Genomic DNA, 17,609 nt, shown 5'->3' with positions numbered 1-17,609 from the left:
AAGCCATTATGCCAAGATGTCGGGTTCAGGGACGAAATGGTGGAGCCGAGGGATACCTAACTCGTGACCGCTGACGTTCGCTGATGTTTACGACTCGCTGAAAAACCTCAGCTTTTCCGCCAACTTCATGCCGCCGATGTTCGTTGATGACCTCACACATCCACGTTATGGTGTGGGACACAGTGAGGGACGGACACGGCCATGGCGAAGCTGTCGGCGCTCAAGATCAAGACTGCTGGTCCTGGACGGCACCCGGACGGCGATGGGCTCTACCTGATCGTCAGGCCGACAGGATCGCGGCAGTGGATGCTGCGCATCCAAGCTGACGGGAAGCGACGCGACCTTGGCTTGGGAACAGCTGAAACCTCCCCCCGCAGCCCGGCAGAGATCCAACAGGCCAAGCTGATCCCGATCGTTGAGCGACGGTCGCTGACGCTGGCAGAGGCGCGCGAAAAGGCTGACGCCTACCGTCGAATGATCATCGCAGGTCTCGACCCCACAGATGATCGCAACAAGGCCCCTGCCCCGCCGCCGACATTCGAGAAGGCGGCACGGGCATGTCACGAGGAAATGAAGTCCGGCTGGCGGAACGAGAAGCACACGAAGGGGTGGTTGGCCTGCATGGAAACGCACGTGTTCCCCATCATCGGCAGCAAGCCCGTCGATGCGATCGACAGCGTCACCGTCCGCGACATGCTCGCGCCGATCTGGATGGAGAAGCCCGAAACGTCGCGGCGCATACTGCAGCGTACCGGCGTCGTGCTCGACTTCGCCCATATCAAGGGCTGGCGGCCCACAGAGACGAGCCTGAAGTCGGTGCGCAAGGGCCTGCCTCGCCACAAGCGCGACGACAGCCACTTCACCGCCATGCCCTATCAGAATGTGCCGACGTTTGTGGCCGAGCTGCGTTCGAAAGTTCGGACAGTCGGGCGTGACGCACTGGAGTTCACGATCCTGACTGCCGTCCGCTCGAACGAGACGCGGTTTGCCCGCTGGCCTGAGATCGACATGAAAAAGGCGACTTGGACCATACCCGGGGAAAGGATGAAGACCGGCGTCACCCACGTCGTGCCGCTGTCGCCCGCAGCCATCAAGGTGCTAGAGGGCCGCTGGGAAGGCCGAACCGAAAATGACGGCCTCGTCTTCTTCTCGGCGCCCAAAAAGCCGATGTCCGATATGACCATGACGAAGGTGTTGCGCGACATGGGCGAGGACGACGTGCACGTTCACGGCTTCCGCAGCACGTTCACTGATTGGGCGGCGGAGACGACCAGCGTGCCGAAGGAAGTCGTTGACAAGGCACTGGCCCATAAGCTGCCGGATCGGGTCGAGGCGGCATATCGACGCACCGACTTCTTTGATCGACGGCGCACACTGATGACGATGTGGGCGGACTATCTCGCCGGAGAGAGCAAGATCGTCCGGCTGGCGGCTAGATCGTGAGACAAGCAGTGCCGACTAGCGCCGCTCGCTGGGCAGACAAAGCCGCAGAAGAGATATGGCAGGTTCGCCTGCGAGAAATGATCCGGATGCGCAGAGATCTTGAACAAGGAATTGCTCAACGCGGAGATAAGCCAAGCAACAACGCGCGGCTGCAGGCGGATGAACAAGCATCCATTGAGCTAATACAAGCTGCTATAGCTTTTGTGGTAGATGTGCTTGGCCCTATACCAATTGCGTGGGGAGCCCGTATACCAAATAGTGACGATCGTGAGACGCAATTAGACGCCCTTCAAAAGCGCCTTGTATTACTTTCACCGCTACTTCGTATCGGCATTCCGGAGGTTGATTGGCACCCCTCATCTATCGATAGCGCCATCAACGAAATTCATGCCATTCGTATGGGCGACGAACCACAGCTTTTCGCACGGCTAAGTAAGCGCAAGCTCGACCATCGAGTGCGCGTCAATCAGTGGCGCGCTTTAATCCTTGATGCTTACGGCAAAGGAATGGGTCTGAAAGCGATGGACCGACAGGCAGTTATTGCCGAGGCATATTGCGAGACATGGGGCACGATACGAAAATGGAAGCGTCTACAGCCGGTCAAATCGACACCGGGAAGTTACAACCCTGATTTTGACGCTGACCTTGAGGAAGCGGAAGAGCGGGGGAAGCGGGTTTCATGGGAAACTTGGATTGAAGCAGTGCAAGAAGCGGGGCTTGCCCATCGGGAGGCAAAGCGACAGGCACGCTCACGTCGAAAAAAGTGCTCCTCCGGATAATTTGCGAGCAAAAGGTCCTTGGACCAAGCCCGAACTGCAGGACTAATCCCCCTGTTGCCCGCTGGCGTTCGCCAGCATCCATACGGAGGCAACGACGTGGACGAACCCTTCTTCTCTGTCGCCCAAGCCCGGCAGGACCTTGGCGGCATCGGCCGCACCAAGCTATATCAGCTTGTCGCTCGTGGCGACCTTGAGTTGCTGAAACTCGACGGCAAGTCCGTCATCACGGGCCGTAGCGTCCGTCGCTTCAAAGAAAAGCTGCTGACGCAGCTTGCCGCGTGATCCGTAGTGATCAGCGCAAAGGTTGCGCTTCGGCCTGAAAACGAAGCACCCCGCGTGACCTGGCAGGGTCCGCGGGGCACCACGAATTACATCAGCAGCAGCGACGCAGATACCACTTCTCTCCTTCGTCTTCAACGATTGTCCACACTGTTCGGGATCGCTGGACCGCGAGCGCGACTGATCTGCCCGCTGATTTGGGGAGAGATGGCATGATCGCTTTCTCCGATCACCGCGCCGCCGCAATGGCGGTGCTGACCAGCGGCGCCAACCTTCGGCCTCGTGAGGGTCAGTTCTTGGGCGGCCTCGCCTTCGACGCCAACCCGCCGACGGAGAAGCAGGCCAACTGGCTGCGCATCCTGCTGAACAAGCACGGCCTTCCCCCTCTCGCCGACGGAGGCGACGCATGAGCAAATACCCGAGCGAGCCCGGCTTCAAGGGTGACGCCGACACTAGCCGCGAGGCAGCCGAGGCGATGCAATCGAAGTGCGGGCGCCTACAGCAGTTGGCGTTGGCGCACATCCGCGCCGTCGGCGCTGACGGCTATACCGCCGACGAGCTAGCGGCGGCCATGGGCATGGACCGGTGGACGGTGCAGCCCCGCACGAGCGAGCTTAAGGCGAAGGGCCTGATCGTCGACAGTGGCCTTAGGCGTCGGAACGTGACCGGCAAGCGCGCCGTCGTCTGGACGCTGCCTGAGTATCGCCAAGAGGATGCAGCATGACGGCGTCCACCATCATGATCGTGTTGCGACAGGTCGAGGGGCCGCGCTGGTGTGTTGTCCGGCGCGTGCTGCGCGATGGTCGCTCGCACTTCCTTGATCGCTTGGCAACCGCCCGGCCGTATCCGGCCGCCGTGCGCGTCGCAGTCGAAAGCGCGAAGCGGTCCGGCCTGATCCTCGCGATTCACGCGGATGGCAAACGACCTCGCCGGTTCCATCCGGTGTGCGATCTGCCCGAGAACGGAGGTGGCCGATGACCGCCTGCATCCTGCCGCTACGCCGCCCCCTTCCCACCCTGCCGTTCCGTGGCACCGTGGTCGTGATGGGCGACAAGGAGACCGGCTTTCAGGTCGGGCACGAAAGCCCGTCCGGCAATAGCTGGGGCCACTTCTCCGGCCCATATGCGAATGGCGTCGATGCCATCGCCGCGGCCTTCGCGCTGAACCGCGACGTCTACATGGGCGGGTGCGATGTCGAGATCTGCGACGGGGCATTGGCCGACCAGCGTGCCAATGCCAAACCGATGGGAGGACGTGATGAGTTCTGATCCGTTTTCCGCGCACGGGCGTCGGAGCCGCCGCATCGATGATGCGGAGCTGTCCCGCATCGTCAACAGCATCCAAGACCGTTTCCCGCTGTCGGGCGTCGCGACCAAGGCAGGGGTGAAGCTGCAGCGTGCCGGGCGGGAGTGGAAGGCATGTTGCCCGTTCCACCCCGACCGCACGCCGTCCTTCACGATCTACGCCGATGATCGCCGGGCGCATTGCTTCGGCTGTGGCTGGTCGGGTGACGTGCTGGACTTCGTGAAGCAGGCCTATGGCGTGAAGCTGCTGTCGGCGATCGAAATGCTCGACGGCGGCGCCTTGCGCGAGCTGGAGCAGCAGCGTGCGCCGGCGAAGCCCAAGGCCGATCTCCGGCGAGTCGCGCAGCGCATTGTCGACGCCTCGTCGCCCATCGAGGGGACGCCCGCCGCTGTTTATCTGCGGTCGCGCGGCATCACCATGGACCCGCCGCACACGCTGCGCTTCGCCCGTATCGCGCCGCCGCAGATCGAGGGCAACGGGCTGGTCAACGCCAATGGCACCGACCCGCTTCCCGCGCTCATCGCGATCGTCACGGACGCCGCTGGCCAGCTTGTCGGGCTCCAACGCACCTATCTCACTGAAAAGGGCGAGAAGGCGGCAACGAAGCCCACCGAGACGGACCGCAAGCCGAAGGTGAAATACAGCCTCGGCAACGTCGTCGGCGGCGCGATCCAGCTTGGGCCGCCGTCCGCCAGCATGATCGTGACCGAAGGCCTCGAAGATGGCCTGACGATCGCCCAAGCGCTCGGCCGCTCGGTTTGGGTCGCGGCCGGCACCTCGATGCTGCCGCAGATGGTGTTCCCCAACGTCACGCGCGCCGTCGTTATCGGCGCCGACGGGGACGCCGCCGGACAAGCCGCAGCGGGTAAGGCGGCGGCGGCGTTCACGTCCCGCGGCCTCGCCACCCGGGTCATGCGGCCGGCGGCGGGGTACAAGGACTTCAACGCCGAGCTGATGGGGGTGCGGTCATGAACGCCGCCTCCTTCCAGCAGCGCTTCGACGATGCCCGGCCTTTCGCGCCGGTGCCGCTCGATAGCGGTCGGACCTTCGTGCGGCCTGTCGAGATCAAAGCCAGCCCATTCCGTTGGCCCAACGCCAAGACACTGCCCCGCCGACCTTGGGTTTGGGGCCGGTGGCTGCTGCGCGAGACGGTGACAGCCATCGTCGCACCAGGCGGTGTCGGCAAATCCTCGTTCGTCGCGTCGATGATGCTCGCCCTTGCCAGCGGTAGGGAAGACATCCTTGGCAAGACGAGCTGGGGCGGCCCGAAGACCGTATGGTATTGGAACCTTGAAGACAGCCTCGGCGAGTTGGAGATGCAGCTGACCGCTGCGGCTCTGTTCCATGCCGTGTCTGCCGCAGAATGCGACTCCCGTATCTTCGTCGACAGCGGGCCTGAGGGGGCCGAACTGTGCATTGCACTGGAGGGCGAGGCTGGCTTTCAGGTGGCCGTGCCGGTTGTGGAAGCCTTGGTCGCCGAGCTACTTGCCCGCAAGGTTGACGTGTTGGTCATCGACCCGTTCGTCTCGTCGCACAGCGTCAACGAGAATGACAACGGCGCGATCGACGCTGTTGCAAAGACCTGGGCTCGGATCGCCAAGCGCGCAAACTGTGCAATCGTCCTCGTCCACCACAGCCGGAAGCTGGGCGGCGAGAAGGTGTCTTCCGAGTCAGCCCGCGGGGGCAGTTCGTTGATCGCGGCTGCGCGCGTTACGCTGGTCCTCAATCGCATGGATCCTCGCGAGGCTGAGACGTTCGGGATCACCGACGAGGGCGAGCGGCGGCGCCTGTTCACCGTCCAGGACGACAAGTCCAATCGTGCCCCTGCTGCCAACGCGGAATGGTTTAGGATTGCATCACAGGATGTCGGCAATTCGACGGGCCCCGATGACCCCTATGGCGACTACGGCGATAACGTGGGCGTCGTCATCCGCTGGACGCCGCCCGACGCATTCGAGGGGCTGACCGCCGATCATCTCCTTCGGGTGCAGCGTCGGATCGACGGCGGCTCCTGGAAAGAGAGCGTGCAGGCGAAGGATTGGGTTGGGTATGCCGTCGCCGACGCGCTCGGGCTCGACGCCAGCAAGAACGACAACAGTGACCGCAAGCGCATTGGCCGCCTTGTCCGCACGTGGATCACCAATGGCGCGCTGGTCGTCGTCAACCGACGCGATCCCGTGAAGCGCGAGGATAAGCCCTTCGTCGAGGTGGGCGAATGGGCCGATCAAGCAGGCGCCCCACTTTCGCGAGGTGGGGCGGTTGGAGTGGGGCAAGGTGGGGCACCGCAAGCGCCCCGCCCCACTTCCCCCCCTTTAGGGGAAGTGGGTGGGGCAGGCGGCGCGAAGGCCTGCGTGAAGGTAGGGCAAGGTGGGGCGGGCGGTCGCGCACCGCGGGTCATGTTCCCTGCCGGCAACCCTGCTTTCCGGCCGATCCTCGCACCTGGCGAGGCTGTCGCCGATCCGATCCCCGACGATCCTTTCGAAGGAATTGACTGATGACCACACCCCGTAATGCGTCCGAAAAAACGGGGGACGGCCGGTTCAAACCCGGAAACCCCGGCAAGCCTAAGGGCGCCCGCTCGATGGTCACACGCGCGATGGAGGCGCTGCTGGAAGGACAACATGTCGCCCTGACGCAGACAGCCATCGATAAAGCGCTGGAGGGGGACACTGTCGCCCTGCGCCTATGCCTCGATCGGCTCGCCCCAGCCCGGAAGGATGCACCGATCACCATCGAATTGCCGCCGATCGCTTCCGCGGCCGATGCGGTGGCAGCATCATCGGCGGTGCTAGCCGCGGTGGCGACGGGTGATGTGACACCGGGCGAAGCGGGCGCGGTGATGTCGCTGCTGACCGCTCACAAGACGATCGTCGAAGCGGGCGATCTGGAAGCGCGGGTTGCCGCTCTGGAAGCGCGGGGAGCGGAGGCATGAACATACGTCAGCGCGTCCGCTCGCTGGAGGAGCGGCACGGACATGCCGGAATCGGAAGAGTGATCGATGCGCTCGCCGCCGCCGATGCAGGCGAGCCGGTCGATTGGAAAGCCCTCGCCCCTGCCCCCGCGCTGGTCGCGGCCCTGGCTGCTCTTGATGACGGAAGGACGATTCGATGAAGCTCGAAACACGCGTGGAGAGGCTGGAGGGCGAGACGGCGACGGTTGCCCGCCGGCACGTCATACTGAAGGCAGACTATCAGACGGACCTCGAGGCGATCGATCTATACGGGCGTGACCGCATCGCCGACGGCGAAGACATCTTCTTCGTCGAGCTCGTGGCGCTGACGGCTGCCGATAGCAAGGGTTGGGCAAATGACCGCGGCTAAGCGGCTATACCGCCTGCGCTGCCGTCTGAGGCTGACACAACGCGCGTTCGCGGAGCGCTTCGCCCTGCCCTACGGCGTTATCAAAGACGTCGAGCAGGGCCGCTTTCAGCCAGTACAGTCCTTCGTGGTATTATTGGCAGCGATTGAAGCAGCACCAGAAACTGTGGCCGAGGCCGCTGCGAACCTAGCAAAATACGGGTAGCCCGCAATTTTGCCAGTCAGTCTACGCGACGACGAATATCACGCGTGAGACAACTGATAGACAATTGTGTTGTAGTGCAGACATAGATGTACTATAAGCGATAGCAGATCGTCAGCACCCGATTGCTGATGAAAGGCGGATAGACCGCATAGACCCGAAGACCGGATAGCGGCCTTCATGGTTCGGCTAGACCGAACAAAGGCTCCATTGGAGCGCGTGGCGCAGATGCCCGCTTAGATCAGTCGCCGAGAGTCGGCTTTCTTCGGGACAAGCATCATGAACACGCGCGCAAAGCGCCGCCTGACTCATTCAGAGGCAATCCATTTCCGCATCAATGCTGGGCTGCTCGATCGCGTTCAGCATGCCGCCGTGTCGCAAGGCATGAGCGTCGCCGAGTTCGCCCGCGCCGCGCTTCGGGCAGAGCTGAGCAAGGTGGCGGCGTGAACACGGCTGACCTTCCGCCCGACGTGCTCGCCTTCCTGACGCACCTGTCCTGTGTCGGCCTATTTTGCACGAAGTTGGCGCACCACGCTGACGTCAGCATCGAGGACGCTGCCAATCGGCTGAACGTTCTCGGCCCAAATCTCCGCTGCCTTACCGAAAGTCCCCAAGGATGGACGGCCCTAAGCCAGCTCGTTGCGCCGGATCGAACCCCGATGGCTGCGGTCACCCACTGATGTCTAGCGAAGCCTTGGTTGATCGCGCACTGGACGCTTCCGCAATCAACGTGATCTGCAATCATCCGTCCGTTCTACCCGGCGTCGGCCTGGGTGCTGATCGGGTCGACGTTTCGGCTCTGATCGCTGACCCCCGCAACATCGCATTGCTCGGCGAGCATGGCGGCGCGCTTTTCCATCGCACCGGCCCCGGCGTCTACGCAGCGCACGACTTCTTCCTGCCGGAAGGCCGCGGACAGTGGGCTTTGCGCGCGTCGCGCGAGATGCTGGCCCGCATGTTCGGCGAGTTCCGCGCGCGCCTGATCTGGGCGGAGACGCCGGTCGAGAACCGCGCCTGCCGCATGTTTAACCGCTGGCTTGGGTTCAAGAGCGAAGGTGTGTCGCGGCACGCCGCATATCCAGGTGCCGAGCCTGCTGACTACGAAACCTTCGTGTTGGAGTACTACCAATGCCGCTAGCCATTGCGATCGGGGCGGTTGCCGCTTCCGGCATTTCCGCTGTCGCCAACATATCCGCCAGCAACAAAGCGGCGAAGACAGCGCGGGACACCGCTGCCGCCAACAATGCGCTTCAAACGAACATTTACAATCAGAACAAGGAAACGCTGCAGCCGTACGTCAACACCGGCACAAAGGCGACACAGTCGATCGAGGCGCTGCTCGGGCTGGGCGGCGACACCACGGCGGCAAATTCGGCCTTCGACGCTTACAAAGGCTCAACTGAATATACGTCGCGCTTCAACGAGGGCCAGCGCGCCGTCACGGCAGCGCTTGGCGGTAAAGGCCTGCTAGACAGCGGCGCGGCGCAGAAGGCCATCTTGAAATATGGTCAGACCTTCGCGTCGAATGAATTCGGCAATTACCTCGGCAATCTTCAGACGCAGCAAGGCGTCGGGCTGAACGCGGCGTCGGCACTGGCGGGCAACGGCCAGAATTACGCTAACGCTGTGTCGAACAACAATAATATCTCGGCCGATATTCAGTCCCGTGCAGCCATGTCGAACGCGGCCTCGATCAGCGGCGGCCTCTTCAACGCCCTGTCAGCCTACGGCACTGGGCAAGGCTTTAGCTCCAGTTACGGCGGCGGCGTGCTTGGCGGTGGCAGGAAGGCCTATGGCGTGTTGGGTTCGGACGGCATCTACTAAATCGGTTAGTTCCAGCCTGCCGGGATTTTGACAGAGACGGTCCTGATCGCGCCGCTGCGGCTGATCCCGATTGAGGCGGCCTCACCTGGGGGCCGCCTCATCGCCGCGTTCCAGGCGTCCAGCGCGAAAGGCTGACCGTTCACCGTCGTAATTACGTCGCCCGGCACGATGTCCGCCTCATAGGCCGGCGAACCGTCTCGCACCGAAAGGACCTTCAGCCCTCTGTTGGTCCCCAAGGTGACGCGCTCGGCATCATCAAGCGCGCGCCCGAATACTCCACTGCCCTTCCGTTCCACAGCGCAGAAGAACGCGGCCACCTGGTCGGCCCGCCGAACGGTGAATGGGATTCCCGTCGTCTGCGTGCCAGTCGTTGTCGTTCTCGCCCCGAACGTTCCGCCGACTTGGCCGCCCGGCCCATGCATCTCGACGTTGCCATTGGTGGTTGACTGCGTGACCGTCGGCATCGTGAACGGGACCTCTGCTCGCGTCTCTGCAACGTCGCCACTGGCAACAATCACATATCGAGCGCGGATCTGACGCGCGAACTTCAAAGCCTTGGCCGGATCGCGGACGGTGCCATTGAAGGACGACGCACCGACCATGCCGTAACCCTGCTGCCAGAGGCGCAAGCGATCGGCATTCAGATCGCCCGTGCTAGGCAACAGCTCCGGCGGCGTTGTAGACGGCAGCAGCGCCACCGATCCCACCGGTGCGGCTTGATAGAACTTCGCATAATCGTCCGCCGCCGCTGGCGACGCCCAGACCGAGACACAGGCCACAGCTATGGCTGGCGCAATCTTGTACATGTTCATCCCCTCGGGAACGCATCGTATCGGTGACACGCTGGGGGCATCAATTCGATTGCGAGGAATATTATGCGCTTCGTGCAGATTGACATCCTGCCAGACGGCAAGGCGCTGGTGGACATCGACAAGCTGACCCACGCCGTGCCCGAAGGCGAAGGATCGCGCCTGTTCCTCGGGGCGGAGCACCTCGACGCGCCGCATACGCTGGATCAGCTTGAGAACGTGCTGGCCGTCCGCGATCGGTTCGACGATGGCGAAAATAGCAGGGCGGGGTTTGGCATTCGCTGATGGACCTGGACGATCAACTCCGCCGCTACTTCGGCACCAACGACCTCGCGGCCGTGCCTGCATCAGCTCTCGCCGCCGGGTTGGAGCACATGCGTGTCGACCTAGGGCTTGAGAAAGATCGCTCACGCAGGTTCGCTCTGTGGACGCTCATGCATGCGCTCGGCGCCGCCCCCGATCTAGACGTTGCATTCAAGGATCCGGCTGACCGTGACGCGGCGAGAAACTGGATGAACTTGTCGGAACGGCTGATGGCCGACGACTAGCGGACGCATGTCGATCACGCGGTGACTGCCCTGCCGCCCCCGATCAACGAGACGTTTGGGCAGAGGGTATAAATTGACCAATCCTCCAGCTTAGCGGGTCAGGCCTGAAATTCAGGGCTTGCTCGCAACCAGCTACCGATCACCGCTAAAATGGTAGCTAGATTGACCTGACGTAGCGTGGCATCCAACTGGCATATCTGGTGAGGGGGTTAGTAATGCGTCGGTTTGGTGGCCTGCCATTGGCAGCATTGGCGTTGCTCAGCGCATGTGGCGGCGATGGCGGCAATTCAGCGTCCACTGTCGCGGGCGGAACAGCGCCGACACCGACACCGACACCTAACCCTAGTTCAGGAGCCTTGAATACCGGCGAGGTTAAGCCGGCGATTGGAAGCACGTTCCTGGCAGCAACCCTGAGCCTGACTACCATGGGAGGGGTAAGCCAAACCAATGGGATCATCACGGGAGGTTCTACCGCCGATAGAGTGACAACGATCGACACACCACAGTTCCAAGCCAGCTATAGCCCGTCCAATGGCTACTTTCTTACCGACGCCCTCACGTCCGCCATGTTCGGCAGTCGTCAGCTTTCAGGTGATTCAACCTATCCAAACGGCAACGGCGAAGTGCTATTTATAAACACATCGGGTGCAATTGAAGACTATTTGGCCCTTTATCAGCGCACTACATACACATCGAGCGTTAAGGGAAGCGGCTACACATCGGCAAAATACGCTGGCTCGGCGGGCTGGCAGCACACTGTCGTAAATGGATCCACCCGGACAACACGCCTCGACTATTTTGGATATGGCCCAGCGACCCCAGTTGCCGCGATGCCTAGCTCAGGGGTTGTAAATTTCACTATCCTATCATCAGGTAATTACGCGACAGATACCGATCTATGGTTTCTCTCATCAAGCTCCGGCAACTATATAAGTGTTGATTTTGGCACGGGACAAATCTCGGGATCTGTAGGTTTGTCTGGTCAGAATTTCTACAAGAACATGGTTGGTGGAATCGGCAGCTTACCGCTAAATGGCTCGATTGCGGGTAACGCGGCAACCGGCTCCTTTTCCAACGGCAGCCTCAACACCTCAGGTCGGGTCGCCGGTCAATTCCACCTCATGTTCGTAGGCCCCAATGCCGACGAATTGGTGGTCACCTTTGTGGCGAACGACGGGACGCAGGCCGCAGTAGGCGCGGCCGTCGGGATCCGCGATCCCTATGCCCTATAGTGATTGTAAGTTGCTTTGCCGCTTGTCTGGCGGCGCACGTTGCTAGCGGACCGCGACGCGCCGAGAAGCTGGGTATGCGTGCCGGAACGACCAAAGCCGGACGACTAGGAATCGACGGCCGGTGATTGGATGACCACCGCCCCTCGAGCCACCACCGGTCAGGCGAGTGCTTGATCGATCTAGGCCACCGACGTGTCACGCCCCAAACTCCGGCCCCTCTTCGTCGGGGTAAAACGCGTGCGGATCGTAAGGCCCCGTTCGTCGCGCCGGTCTGTGCGGTCGCGATGACGTGGCAGCCTTCGGCGGAAAGGACGGGAGCGTCGGCGCTCCGCCTCCGAACCGCACACGAATGAACGCCGCGCCGCCGTCCATCCCCTGAAAAATAGCCTCGACGTCCTCACCACGGGACACGCGGCTGCCAATGTAGGGTGCGCGCTCGGCGTTCACGTATCCGATCTGTACCCCGCGCGGGCTGATCACCGCTATGGCATTGCTGTCGTGCTTGTTCTTGGGCTCCGGGACCAGCTCGACGGGCTCGCCAGGTAGGGTCATCATCGCCTCCGATCGACGATTGCTGCCGTCCTCGTTTTGGAAGTCGATGCCGACAACGGCCAGAGTTAGCTCCTGCATTCCGCCGGCTTAGAGGCTTGCCGCATGAGCCGGAAGGCCTACGTTCAAGAGATGGCAGCCTTCGACGACGCGTACGATCCCGAACTTGCAGCGGCATGCAATCGCCTTGCGGCATGGGTCGAGCCACTGCCCGAGGGCATGTTGATCGACCCGGCCTCGCGGCTTACCGAAAGTGATCTCGCGCTGATCCTGCGCCGGCTTTACGCTACACGACACGTCAACCAAGACGTCCCGCGTCCGCTCGATGACGACCAGCCGCGCCAGGCACGGTCGTCAGTGCCGCTGACTGCCAAAGATTGACCAACGACGTGGCACATCCCTGTGCCTCAAACTCCGTACCGCTTGTTTCCGCCGGACGTGATGCAGTACCGGCCGCCCCGCGGGCCGATACAGATATTGCGGCCTGAACATGGGCATGAGCCACCGTAGCTGTAGCTGGGGATGCGACGCGAACGGCTGTATCTTCTGGCCGCGCGATGACCGTGGCCGCCCCATTTGCTCAACCTGGGCACGTGGTGGCGCAGTCGGGCGGCGGTGAGCCCCCTTGGCCTAGATACCGATCGCACTTCGGCCAAGCTCACGCGGTTTGCTTCTGCCGCACCTTGTTCCGAAAGATACCGAGCGCTGACCCAGCAGCCACGGCCTGTATGCAGCACCCGCGCCCACGAAGACCGCCGCTCCATGACAGCCACCCTAGTTCCCGCCTGAAGCCGGGCAACGACCCTAGCGGATGTCATAGGCCGCGCCCTACAGTTCACGTTCCTTGCCGTAGTCGTGGCGTGAGCTTGTGAGCAGATAGATCCGAAAAGGAGCAATATTGCCCCGATGGCGTACCGCATTGCGACCCCTGATTCTCGTTACTCTCACAGCATGTCCCTTGATGGTCACAGCGTGCAAGCGATTATGCTTGACGAACAAAGTTCTACACGGTCCTTTCATTGTAGCGACTGGGGGCAGTCGAATCAGACCAGGGGAGAAGTTCATGGATATTTTTGTGCGTGCGCTGGCAACGGCGGCGATCGTTGCCATGCCGGCTGGCGCTCAAACCGGGGCGCCAATCGTGGCGGGTGCACCTGATGCTGCCGTACTCCGGTCCGGTACGTCAGTGCCTTTGAAGATGGCGGAAAGCCTGACGACGAACGGAAAGAAGCTGAAGGTCGGTCAGCGTTTTCAGATGGAAGTTGCCGAGCCAGTCATGGTCAACGGCGTGGTCGTCATTCCGGTCGGCAGCCCAGCGACGGGTGAAGTTACCGAGGTTCGCAACAAGGGGATGTGGGGCAAGTCGGGGCGTATCAACGCGCGGGTGCTCTATGTTCGTGCCAACGGTCGTCAGATCCGCATGAGTGGGCAACTCGACGATAAAGGCACAACCGGAACTGCCGGTGTGGTTGGTGCGATAGCCGTGCTTCCTGTCGCAGGCTTCTTCATGACGGGAACCAGCGCCAATATTCCGCTCGGTGCACCAGTTACGGGCTTCATTGACGAGGACGTGCCTGTCGCGTTTGCCGGCGGCGCGCCTGCCCCGATGGTCGTGGCGCCCGTTGCGCCAGCGGCTGTGGAAGCTCCTTTGAAGGTTTCTGCGACGGCGCCGACCACGCCCGCAAAAAAGTAAATTGAAGGGAGCGGCGCCGACTGATCGCCGCTCCCCCCGCAATGCTACATCGGCTTGGCGCCAGGTGTGCCGCACTTCGCAAACTTGCCCTTCGCGTCCTTACACCGAACGGCCTTTGCGGCGGCCTTCGGAGGACATTTGATGAACTTTCCGGTTTTCGCGTCTTTGCAGGGCGCGGCGAACACAGGGGCGCCTGCCATGAGGCTCAGTGTGGCGGCGGCGAAGAACAGCTTGCGCATCTGACATTCTCCCACCCGATTATCGGGTTGCGCGATGCTGCGACGCTCGCGACGCGTCGTCAACGCGGCGAACGCCTCATTTCCGTCGTTACAGTCCGCGCTGGAATTGAAATGCGAAGCGAGAGGGCGTGGTACGCGCCGTCTCGCCCTTCTTGCGAGCTGGCGTGACTGAGACGAGTGTAAGCGTACCGTCGGCGACATCGGCCGGGACGCTGAGAATAAGGTTCATGGGCTTCGACCAAGAACCGCCGCTGACGGTCGCGCGCAGAACGACCCAGCCCACCCATACGCATGTGACGCCGACGGGGCATCGGCTGTCTTCGATCACCCGATCGGGATGCACGTGCAGTCCACCGACCACCGCCGTCTGACCGATGCCAACTGGCCCGTCGATCGCTGGTGCGGCTGCACAGGCGGACATCATCAATGCCAGGGTGATGAGGATGGCGTGGCGTTGAGCGGTCATTTGACCGGCATAGCGCGGACCAGACGAGACGCGAGACGGCCATGCGACAAGCTGTTTCGATTCTATGTTCCGTTTTCGTTCCGGCGGGCGTTACAATGCGCGCGACTGAGGATTCGAGATGAACACGCTGCGCCTGCACGAAATACCCTATGAGCTTGTCCCGCGTGAGACGCCCCTGCTCCTGCTTCGAACGCCCGCCGGGTTTCCGTCGCCGGCGCAGGACGACATGGAAGAGCCGATCGATCTGGGCGCCTGGCTCGTCGAGCATCCCGCGGCGAGCTACACCATGCGCGTCGATGGGCATTCCATGTCCGGCATCGGCATCAACGACGGTGACCTGATCGTCGTCAATCGCGCCAAGACCGCCCGCGCGGGATCGATCGTGGTCGCGCTGGTGCATGGCGAGCGGACGTTGAAGCGCCTGCGTTACATGGACGGGCGGCACTGGCTGGTGCCCGAAACGGAGGGCTACCCGCACATCCTCGTCGATGAGTTTGTCGAGATCTGGGGTGTCGTCGTCGCCGTCGCCCGCCGCGTCGCTCCATGAGCACGCCAATCGCGCTGATCGACTGCAACAACTATTACGTCTCGTGCGAACGGGCGTTCGACGCCAGCCTGGTCGGGGCGCCCGTCATCGTGCTCTCCAACAACGACGGCTGTGCCATTGCTCGATCTGCCGAAGCAAAGGCGTTGGGCATCAAGATGGGTGATCCCATCCACCACCTGCGTGACCTCGTACGCCGGCATCACATCCGGGTCCTGTCGTCCAATTACACGCTGTACGGCGACATGCAGCGCCGCGTACTCGCCGCGTGCGAGGCGTTCGCCCGCGACTTTGAGATCTATTCGATAGACGAGACGTTCCTCGACCTCGCCGGCTTCGAAGACCGGGACCTTGTCGCTCACGCCCACAAGATGCGCGATCAGGTGCGCCGGTGGACGACGATCCCGACGTGCGTGGGGATCGCGGAAACCAAGACGCTGGCGAAGCTGGCGAACGCCGCCGCCAAGAAGAACCCCAGCTTTGACGGCGTGGCCGATCTTCGCGACGAGCGGCTCCGGCATGAGGTGATGCAGGCGTTCCCCGTTGAGGATGTGTGGGGTATCGGCGGCGCTACGGCGCGAAAGCTAAACGACCTCGGCATCACGACGGCCGGCATGCTGCGCGACATGCCCATGAAGCAGGCACGGGCGGTCGGCACCGTCGTGCTGGAGCGCTTAGTCGCCGAGTTGCGCGGGGTGCCCTCCGCTGCGGTGGAGATGGTCGAGCCGCAGAGGAAAGGCATGGCGGTGACCCGCTCCTTCGGGACGCCGGTGACGACGTTCGATCTGATGATGGGCGCGCTTAGCCAATATGCCATGCGTGCTGGCGAGAAGCTGCGGCAGCATGGCCTCGTTGCTGCCCGACTGACCATCTTCTTCCACACCAACCGTCACAAGCCTGAGCGGCCTCAATACGCCGGATCGCGCACGGTGACGTTGCACCCGATGACCAATGACAGCCTGGAGCTGATCGCTGCTGCCCGTCGCGGTGCTGAACGAGCCTGGCGAGATGGTTACGCGTATACGAAGGCCGGCGTCATGCTGGACGACCTCTTCGCCGCCGACCGCCGCCCCCGCACGCTGTTCGAAGGCGACACCGCAAGACGTGATCGGCTGATGAGCGCGCTCGACGAGATCAATGGCAAGTTCGGCAAGTGGACCGCAGTCACGGCGTCGCAGGGATTTAAGCGCGAGTGGAAGCTGCGCTCTGCAATGCGCTCCCCTGCTTGGACAACAAGGCTGGCCGAGGTGCCCACAGTGAAAGCATAGGTCGGCATCATGCGGAGATCGACCCGTAAGCGGCTCCTAATGTCCGCTATTGGGAGGGAAGTTGCTGCCAGCCCATTAACTGCCTGACGGCTGCATAAATTCTATCGTGACATGATCGGGGCCCGACACGTAGACCACCAAGGTTCCCATGCGTGGACCACCAGGGATCGGCAGCGGTCTCCCCTTTGCTCTCCATCCTGCCGCCTCGACACGGGCGATGGCGGCATGAATATCTGTAACGGTCAGAGCTAGATGGGCCGCTCCGATCGAGCCTGCGCTGTCGGAAACCGTCCCGTTCTGCAACCCAGTCGAATATTCTAACAATTCGACCAAGAAGCCGTCGGGTGCCCTGACAATCGCTGTACGCACCTTCGGGTCAACGACACCTGTCACCTGGTGCAGGAAGTCGCCGCCCATCTCCGATTGTCGCTCAAGGGTAAAATCGAGCGCCTCTGTCCAGAACTGGACGGCCGTGTCCAACGACGACACAGCGAAGCCTACGTGGTCCAAGGCAATTACGTTTGCGGCGTCAGTCATGATCGAACGTGTGCGGCCGCCGCAGACAGTACGCAAGTGGCCGGATGCGGACGTTGGGTAGCGCCATAGCGCGAGCGGGTACCGATCGCTGGCAAGCGGCTGACTAGCGGCGCGACGGCAGAGCTACCCGTGCAGGCCGTAGGTTCGATCGCCATCTTGGCCAACAGCTGCCATTGGCGACGCGTCAGGTGTGCAGGGTGTGACAAAGCGAAGATGATCTGCCGGGTAGCAGTAATCGCCGTGCGCACAGTAGCTTACATGTCCGTCAGCCAGATTCGTCCGCATCTGCGTAGCTGGCCCCCACGACGTTCCTTTTGCCATCGTGGCTTTCGGATTTTCGATGGCGCGCGTCGGGGCGAGCACGGTCATCATGCAGGCCGGGCGGGAGGAGCTTGAGCCGGCCTGCGCGGCGGACGTCAGGAGCAGACCAGCAGCAATTGAGAAGGCGAGCCGTACCATAGCCATCGTTTCCTCGAAGTATGGGCCGCTGTTATCTGCAGGTCACATCCTGCACCAATGACAAACGAGTCATCGCCTGTGGCTCGATTGGGTACGGGTAGCTCCGAAGCGGGTAC

29 protein-coding genes are annotated in these 17,609 nt (G+C 62.3%); 23 read left to right on the top strand and 6 right to left on the bottom strand.

Features of this window, described 5'->3' with window-relative positions:
- Window positions 1–201 precede the first annotated feature (201 nt).
- The 16 genes from IQ292_RS10935 to IQ292_RS10860 all read left to right on the top strand — a co-directional run bounded on the left by IQ292_RS10935 (window position 202) and on the right by IQ292_RS10860 (window position 9,149).
- Window positions 202–1,443, top strand: coding sequence for a tyrosine-type recombinase/integrase (locus IQ292_RS10935; RefSeq protein ID WP_203310337.1), 1,242 nt, complete (start codon window positions 202–204; stop codon window positions 1,441–1,443).
- An 86-nt stretch (window positions 1,444–1,529) separates the two neighbouring features.
- Window positions 1,530–2,222 carry a hypothetical protein gene (locus tag IQ292_RS10930; RefSeq protein WP_203310336.1) on the top strand — a complete coding sequence of 231 codons (693 nt, stop codon included), beginning with the start codon at window positions 1,530–1,532 and terminating at the stop codon, window positions 2,220–2,222.
- Between the two features lie 96 nt (window positions 2,223–2,318).
- Complete coding sequence (locus tag IQ292_RS10925; RefSeq protein ID WP_203310335.1) at window positions 2,319–2,504, top strand: hypothetical protein; 186 nt, start codon at window positions 2,319–2,321, stop codon at window positions 2,502–2,504.
- Between the two features lie 209 nt (window positions 2,505–2,713).
- On the top strand, window positions 2,714–2,911 hold the full coding sequence (locus IQ292_RS10920; protein ID WP_203310334.1) for a hypothetical protein: 198 nt from the start codon (window positions 2,714–2,716) through the stop codon (window positions 2,909–2,911).
- On the top strand, window positions 2,908–3,225 hold the full coding sequence (locus tag IQ292_RS10915; RefSeq protein WP_203310333.1) for a MarR family transcriptional regulator: 318 nt from the start codon (window positions 2,908–2,910) through the stop codon (window positions 3,223–3,225). Before IQ292_RS10920 ends, IQ292_RS10915 begins: the two co-directional genes overlap by 4 nt.
- Window positions 3,222–3,479, top strand: a complete 258-nt coding sequence (locus IQ292_RS10910; RefSeq protein WP_203310332.1) for a hypothetical protein — start codon at window positions 3,222–3,224, stop codon at window positions 3,477–3,479. Before IQ292_RS10915 ends, IQ292_RS10910 begins: the two co-directional genes overlap by 4 nt.
- Window positions 3,476–3,769: a hypothetical protein gene (locus tag IQ292_RS10905; RefSeq protein WP_203310331.1), complete on the top strand. Its 294-nt coding sequence runs from the start codon at window positions 3,476–3,478 to the stop codon at window positions 3,767–3,769. The genes IQ292_RS10910 and IQ292_RS10905 overlap by 4 nt, the downstream gene beginning before the upstream one ends.
- Window positions 3,759–4,778 carry a DUF7146 domain-containing protein gene (locus IQ292_RS10900; protein ID WP_203310330.1) on the top strand — a complete coding sequence of 340 codons (1,020 nt, stop codon included), beginning with the start codon at window positions 3,759–3,761 and terminating at the stop codon, window positions 4,776–4,778. Before IQ292_RS10905 ends, IQ292_RS10900 begins: the two co-directional genes overlap by 11 nt.
- Window positions 4,775–6,301 carry an AAA family ATPase gene (locus tag IQ292_RS10895; protein WP_203310329.1) on the top strand — a complete coding sequence of 509 codons (1,527 nt, stop codon included), beginning with the start codon at window positions 4,775–4,777 and terminating at the stop codon, window positions 6,299–6,301. Before IQ292_RS10900 ends, IQ292_RS10895 begins: the two co-directional genes overlap by 4 nt.
- Entirely contained in the window at window positions 6,301–6,738 is a 438-nt protein-coding gene (locus IQ292_RS10890; RefSeq protein WP_338057624.1) for a DUF5681 domain-containing protein, read from the top strand. The genes IQ292_RS10895 and IQ292_RS10890 overlap by 1 nt, the downstream gene beginning before the upstream one ends.
- Complete coding sequence (locus tag IQ292_RS10885; RefSeq protein WP_203310328.1) at window positions 6,735–6,917, top strand: hypothetical protein; 183 nt, start codon at window positions 6,735–6,737, stop codon at window positions 6,915–6,917. The genes IQ292_RS10890 and IQ292_RS10885 overlap by 4 nt, the downstream gene beginning before the upstream one ends.
- Window positions 6,914–7,126: a hypothetical protein gene (locus IQ292_RS10880; RefSeq protein WP_203310327.1), complete on the top strand. Its 213-nt coding sequence runs from the start codon at window positions 6,914–6,916 to the stop codon at window positions 7,124–7,126. The genes IQ292_RS10885 and IQ292_RS10880 overlap by 4 nt, the downstream gene beginning before the upstream one ends.
- Window positions 7,113–7,328 carry a hypothetical protein gene (locus IQ292_RS10875; RefSeq protein WP_203310326.1) on the top strand — a complete coding sequence of 72 codons (216 nt, stop codon included), beginning with the start codon at window positions 7,113–7,115 and terminating at the stop codon, window positions 7,326–7,328. Before IQ292_RS10880 ends, IQ292_RS10875 begins: the two co-directional genes overlap by 14 nt.
- A gap of 276 nt (window positions 7,329–7,604) precedes the next feature.
- On the top strand, window positions 7,605–7,772 hold the full coding sequence (locus IQ292_RS10870) for a hypothetical protein (protein ID WP_203310325.1): 168 nt from the start codon (window positions 7,605–7,607) through the stop codon (window positions 7,770–7,772).
- 232 nt (window positions 7,773–8,004) lie between these two features.
- Complete coding sequence (locus IQ292_RS10865) at window positions 8,005–8,463, top strand: GNAT family N-acetyltransferase (RefSeq protein ID WP_203310324.1); 459 nt, start codon at window positions 8,005–8,007, stop codon at window positions 8,461–8,463.
- The gene (locus IQ292_RS10860; protein WP_203310323.1) at window positions 8,454–9,149 is read left to right on the top strand and encodes a hypothetical protein; all 696 of its coding nucleotides are present in this window, start codon (window positions 8,454–8,456) and stop codon (window positions 9,147–9,149) included. The genes IQ292_RS10865 and IQ292_RS10860 overlap by 10 nt, the downstream gene beginning before the upstream one ends.
- A 5-nt stretch (window positions 9,150–9,154) precedes the next feature.
- Here the strand turns inward: IQ292_RS10860 and IQ292_RS10855 are convergent, their stop codons facing one another.
- Entirely contained in the window at window positions 9,155–9,955 is an 801-nt protein-coding gene (locus tag IQ292_RS10855; protein WP_203310322.1) for a PDZ domain-containing protein, read from the bottom strand.
- 69 nt (window positions 9,956–10,024) lie between these two features.
- Here IQ292_RS10855 and IQ292_RS10850 point away from each other — a divergent pair, with 69 nt between their 5' ends.
- The 3 genes from IQ292_RS10850 to IQ292_RS10840 all read left to right on the top strand — a co-directional run bounded on the left by IQ292_RS10850 (window position 10,025) and on the right by IQ292_RS10840 (window position 11,738).
- Window positions 10,025–10,243, top strand: coding sequence for a hypothetical protein (locus IQ292_RS10850; protein ID WP_203310321.1), 219 nt, complete (start codon window positions 10,025–10,027; stop codon window positions 10,241–10,243).
- The gene (locus tag IQ292_RS10845) at window positions 10,243–10,506 is read left to right on the top strand and encodes a hypothetical protein (protein ID WP_203310320.1); all 264 of its coding nucleotides are present in this window, start codon (window positions 10,243–10,245) and stop codon (window positions 10,504–10,506) included. The genes IQ292_RS10850 and IQ292_RS10845 overlap by 1 nt, the downstream gene beginning before the upstream one ends.
- 215 nt (window positions 10,507–10,721) lie before the next feature.
- A complete protein-coding gene (locus IQ292_RS10840; protein WP_203310319.1) occupies window positions 10,722–11,738 on the top strand; it encodes a HupA family protein in 1,017 nt (338 codons plus the stop codon).
- A 195-nt stretch (window positions 11,739–11,933) separates the two neighbouring features.
- Here the strand turns inward: IQ292_RS10840 and IQ292_RS10835 are convergent, their stop codons facing one another.
- The gene (locus IQ292_RS10835; RefSeq protein ID WP_203310318.1) at window positions 11,934–12,368 is read right to left on the bottom strand and encodes an HIRAN domain-containing protein; all 435 of its coding nucleotides are present in this window, start codon (window positions 12,366–12,368) and stop codon (window positions 11,934–11,936) included.
- 24 nt (window positions 12,369–12,392) lie between these two features.
- Between IQ292_RS10835 and IQ292_RS10830 the strand changes: the two genes are divergently transcribed.
- Window positions 12,393–12,668, top strand: a complete 276-nt coding sequence (locus IQ292_RS10830) for a hypothetical protein (RefSeq protein ID WP_203310317.1) — start codon at window positions 12,393–12,395, stop codon at window positions 12,666–12,668.
- 26 nt (window positions 12,669–12,694) lie between these two features.
- Here the strand turns inward: IQ292_RS10830 and IQ292_RS17915 are convergent, their stop codons facing one another.
- The gene (locus IQ292_RS17915; RefSeq protein ID WP_420853680.1) at window positions 12,695–13,207 is read right to left on the bottom strand and encodes an SH3 domain-containing protein; all 513 of its coding nucleotides are present in this window, start codon (window positions 13,205–13,207) and stop codon (window positions 12,695–12,697) included.
- Window positions 13,208–13,350: 143 nt separating this feature from the next.
- Here IQ292_RS17915 and IQ292_RS10820 point away from each other — a divergent pair, with 143 nt between their 5' ends.
- Window positions 13,351–13,980: a hypothetical protein gene (locus IQ292_RS10820; protein WP_203310315.1), complete on the top strand. Its 630-nt coding sequence runs from the start codon at window positions 13,351–13,353 to the stop codon at window positions 13,978–13,980.
- 44 nt (window positions 13,981–14,024) lie between these two features.
- Here IQ292_RS10820 and IQ292_RS10815 read toward each other — a convergent pair whose 3' ends face one another.
- On the bottom strand, window positions 14,025–14,219 hold the full coding sequence (locus tag IQ292_RS10815; RefSeq protein WP_203310314.1) for a hypothetical protein: 195 nt from the start codon (window positions 14,217–14,219) through the stop codon (window positions 14,025–14,027).
- 88 nt (window positions 14,220–14,307) lie between these two features.
- Window positions 14,308–14,685: a hypothetical protein gene (locus IQ292_RS10810; RefSeq protein ID WP_203310313.1), complete on the bottom strand. Its 378-nt coding sequence runs from the start codon at window positions 14,683–14,685 to the stop codon at window positions 14,308–14,310.
- 118 nt (window positions 14,686–14,803) lie between these two features.
- On the opposite strand from IQ292_RS10810, the gene IQ292_RS10805 reads away from it, so the two are divergent.
- Together IQ292_RS10805 and IQ292_RS10800 are read left to right on the top strand one after the other, a co-directional pair.
- Window positions 14,804–15,232, top strand: a complete 429-nt coding sequence (locus IQ292_RS10805; protein WP_203310312.1) for a LexA family protein — start codon at window positions 14,804–14,806, stop codon at window positions 15,230–15,232.
- A complete protein-coding gene (locus tag IQ292_RS10800) occupies window positions 15,229–16,497 on the top strand; it encodes a Y-family DNA polymerase (protein WP_203310311.1) in 1,269 nt (422 codons plus the stop codon). Before IQ292_RS10805 ends, IQ292_RS10800 begins: the two co-directional genes overlap by 4 nt.
- A gap of 75 nt (window positions 16,498–16,572) precedes the next feature.
- On the opposite strand, the gene IQ292_RS10795 is transcribed toward IQ292_RS10800, so the two are convergent.
- Window positions 16,573–17,034 carry a VOC family protein gene (locus IQ292_RS10795; RefSeq protein WP_203310310.1) on the bottom strand — a complete coding sequence of 154 codons (462 nt, stop codon included), beginning with the start codon at window positions 17,032–17,034 and terminating at the stop codon, window positions 16,573–16,575.
- Between the last annotated feature and the right edge of the window lie 575 nt (window positions 17,035–17,609).

Origin of the sequence: Sphingomonas beigongshangi (genome assembly GCF_016820445.1) — a bacterium.
GTDB classification, from domain to species: Bacteria; Pseudomonadota; Alphaproteobacteria; order Sphingomonadales; family Sphingomonadaceae; genus Sphingomonas; species Sphingomonas beigongshangi.
Note: the sequence above shows the minus strand (reverse complement) of the source record. Positions and strands in the feature narration are given on the sequence as shown.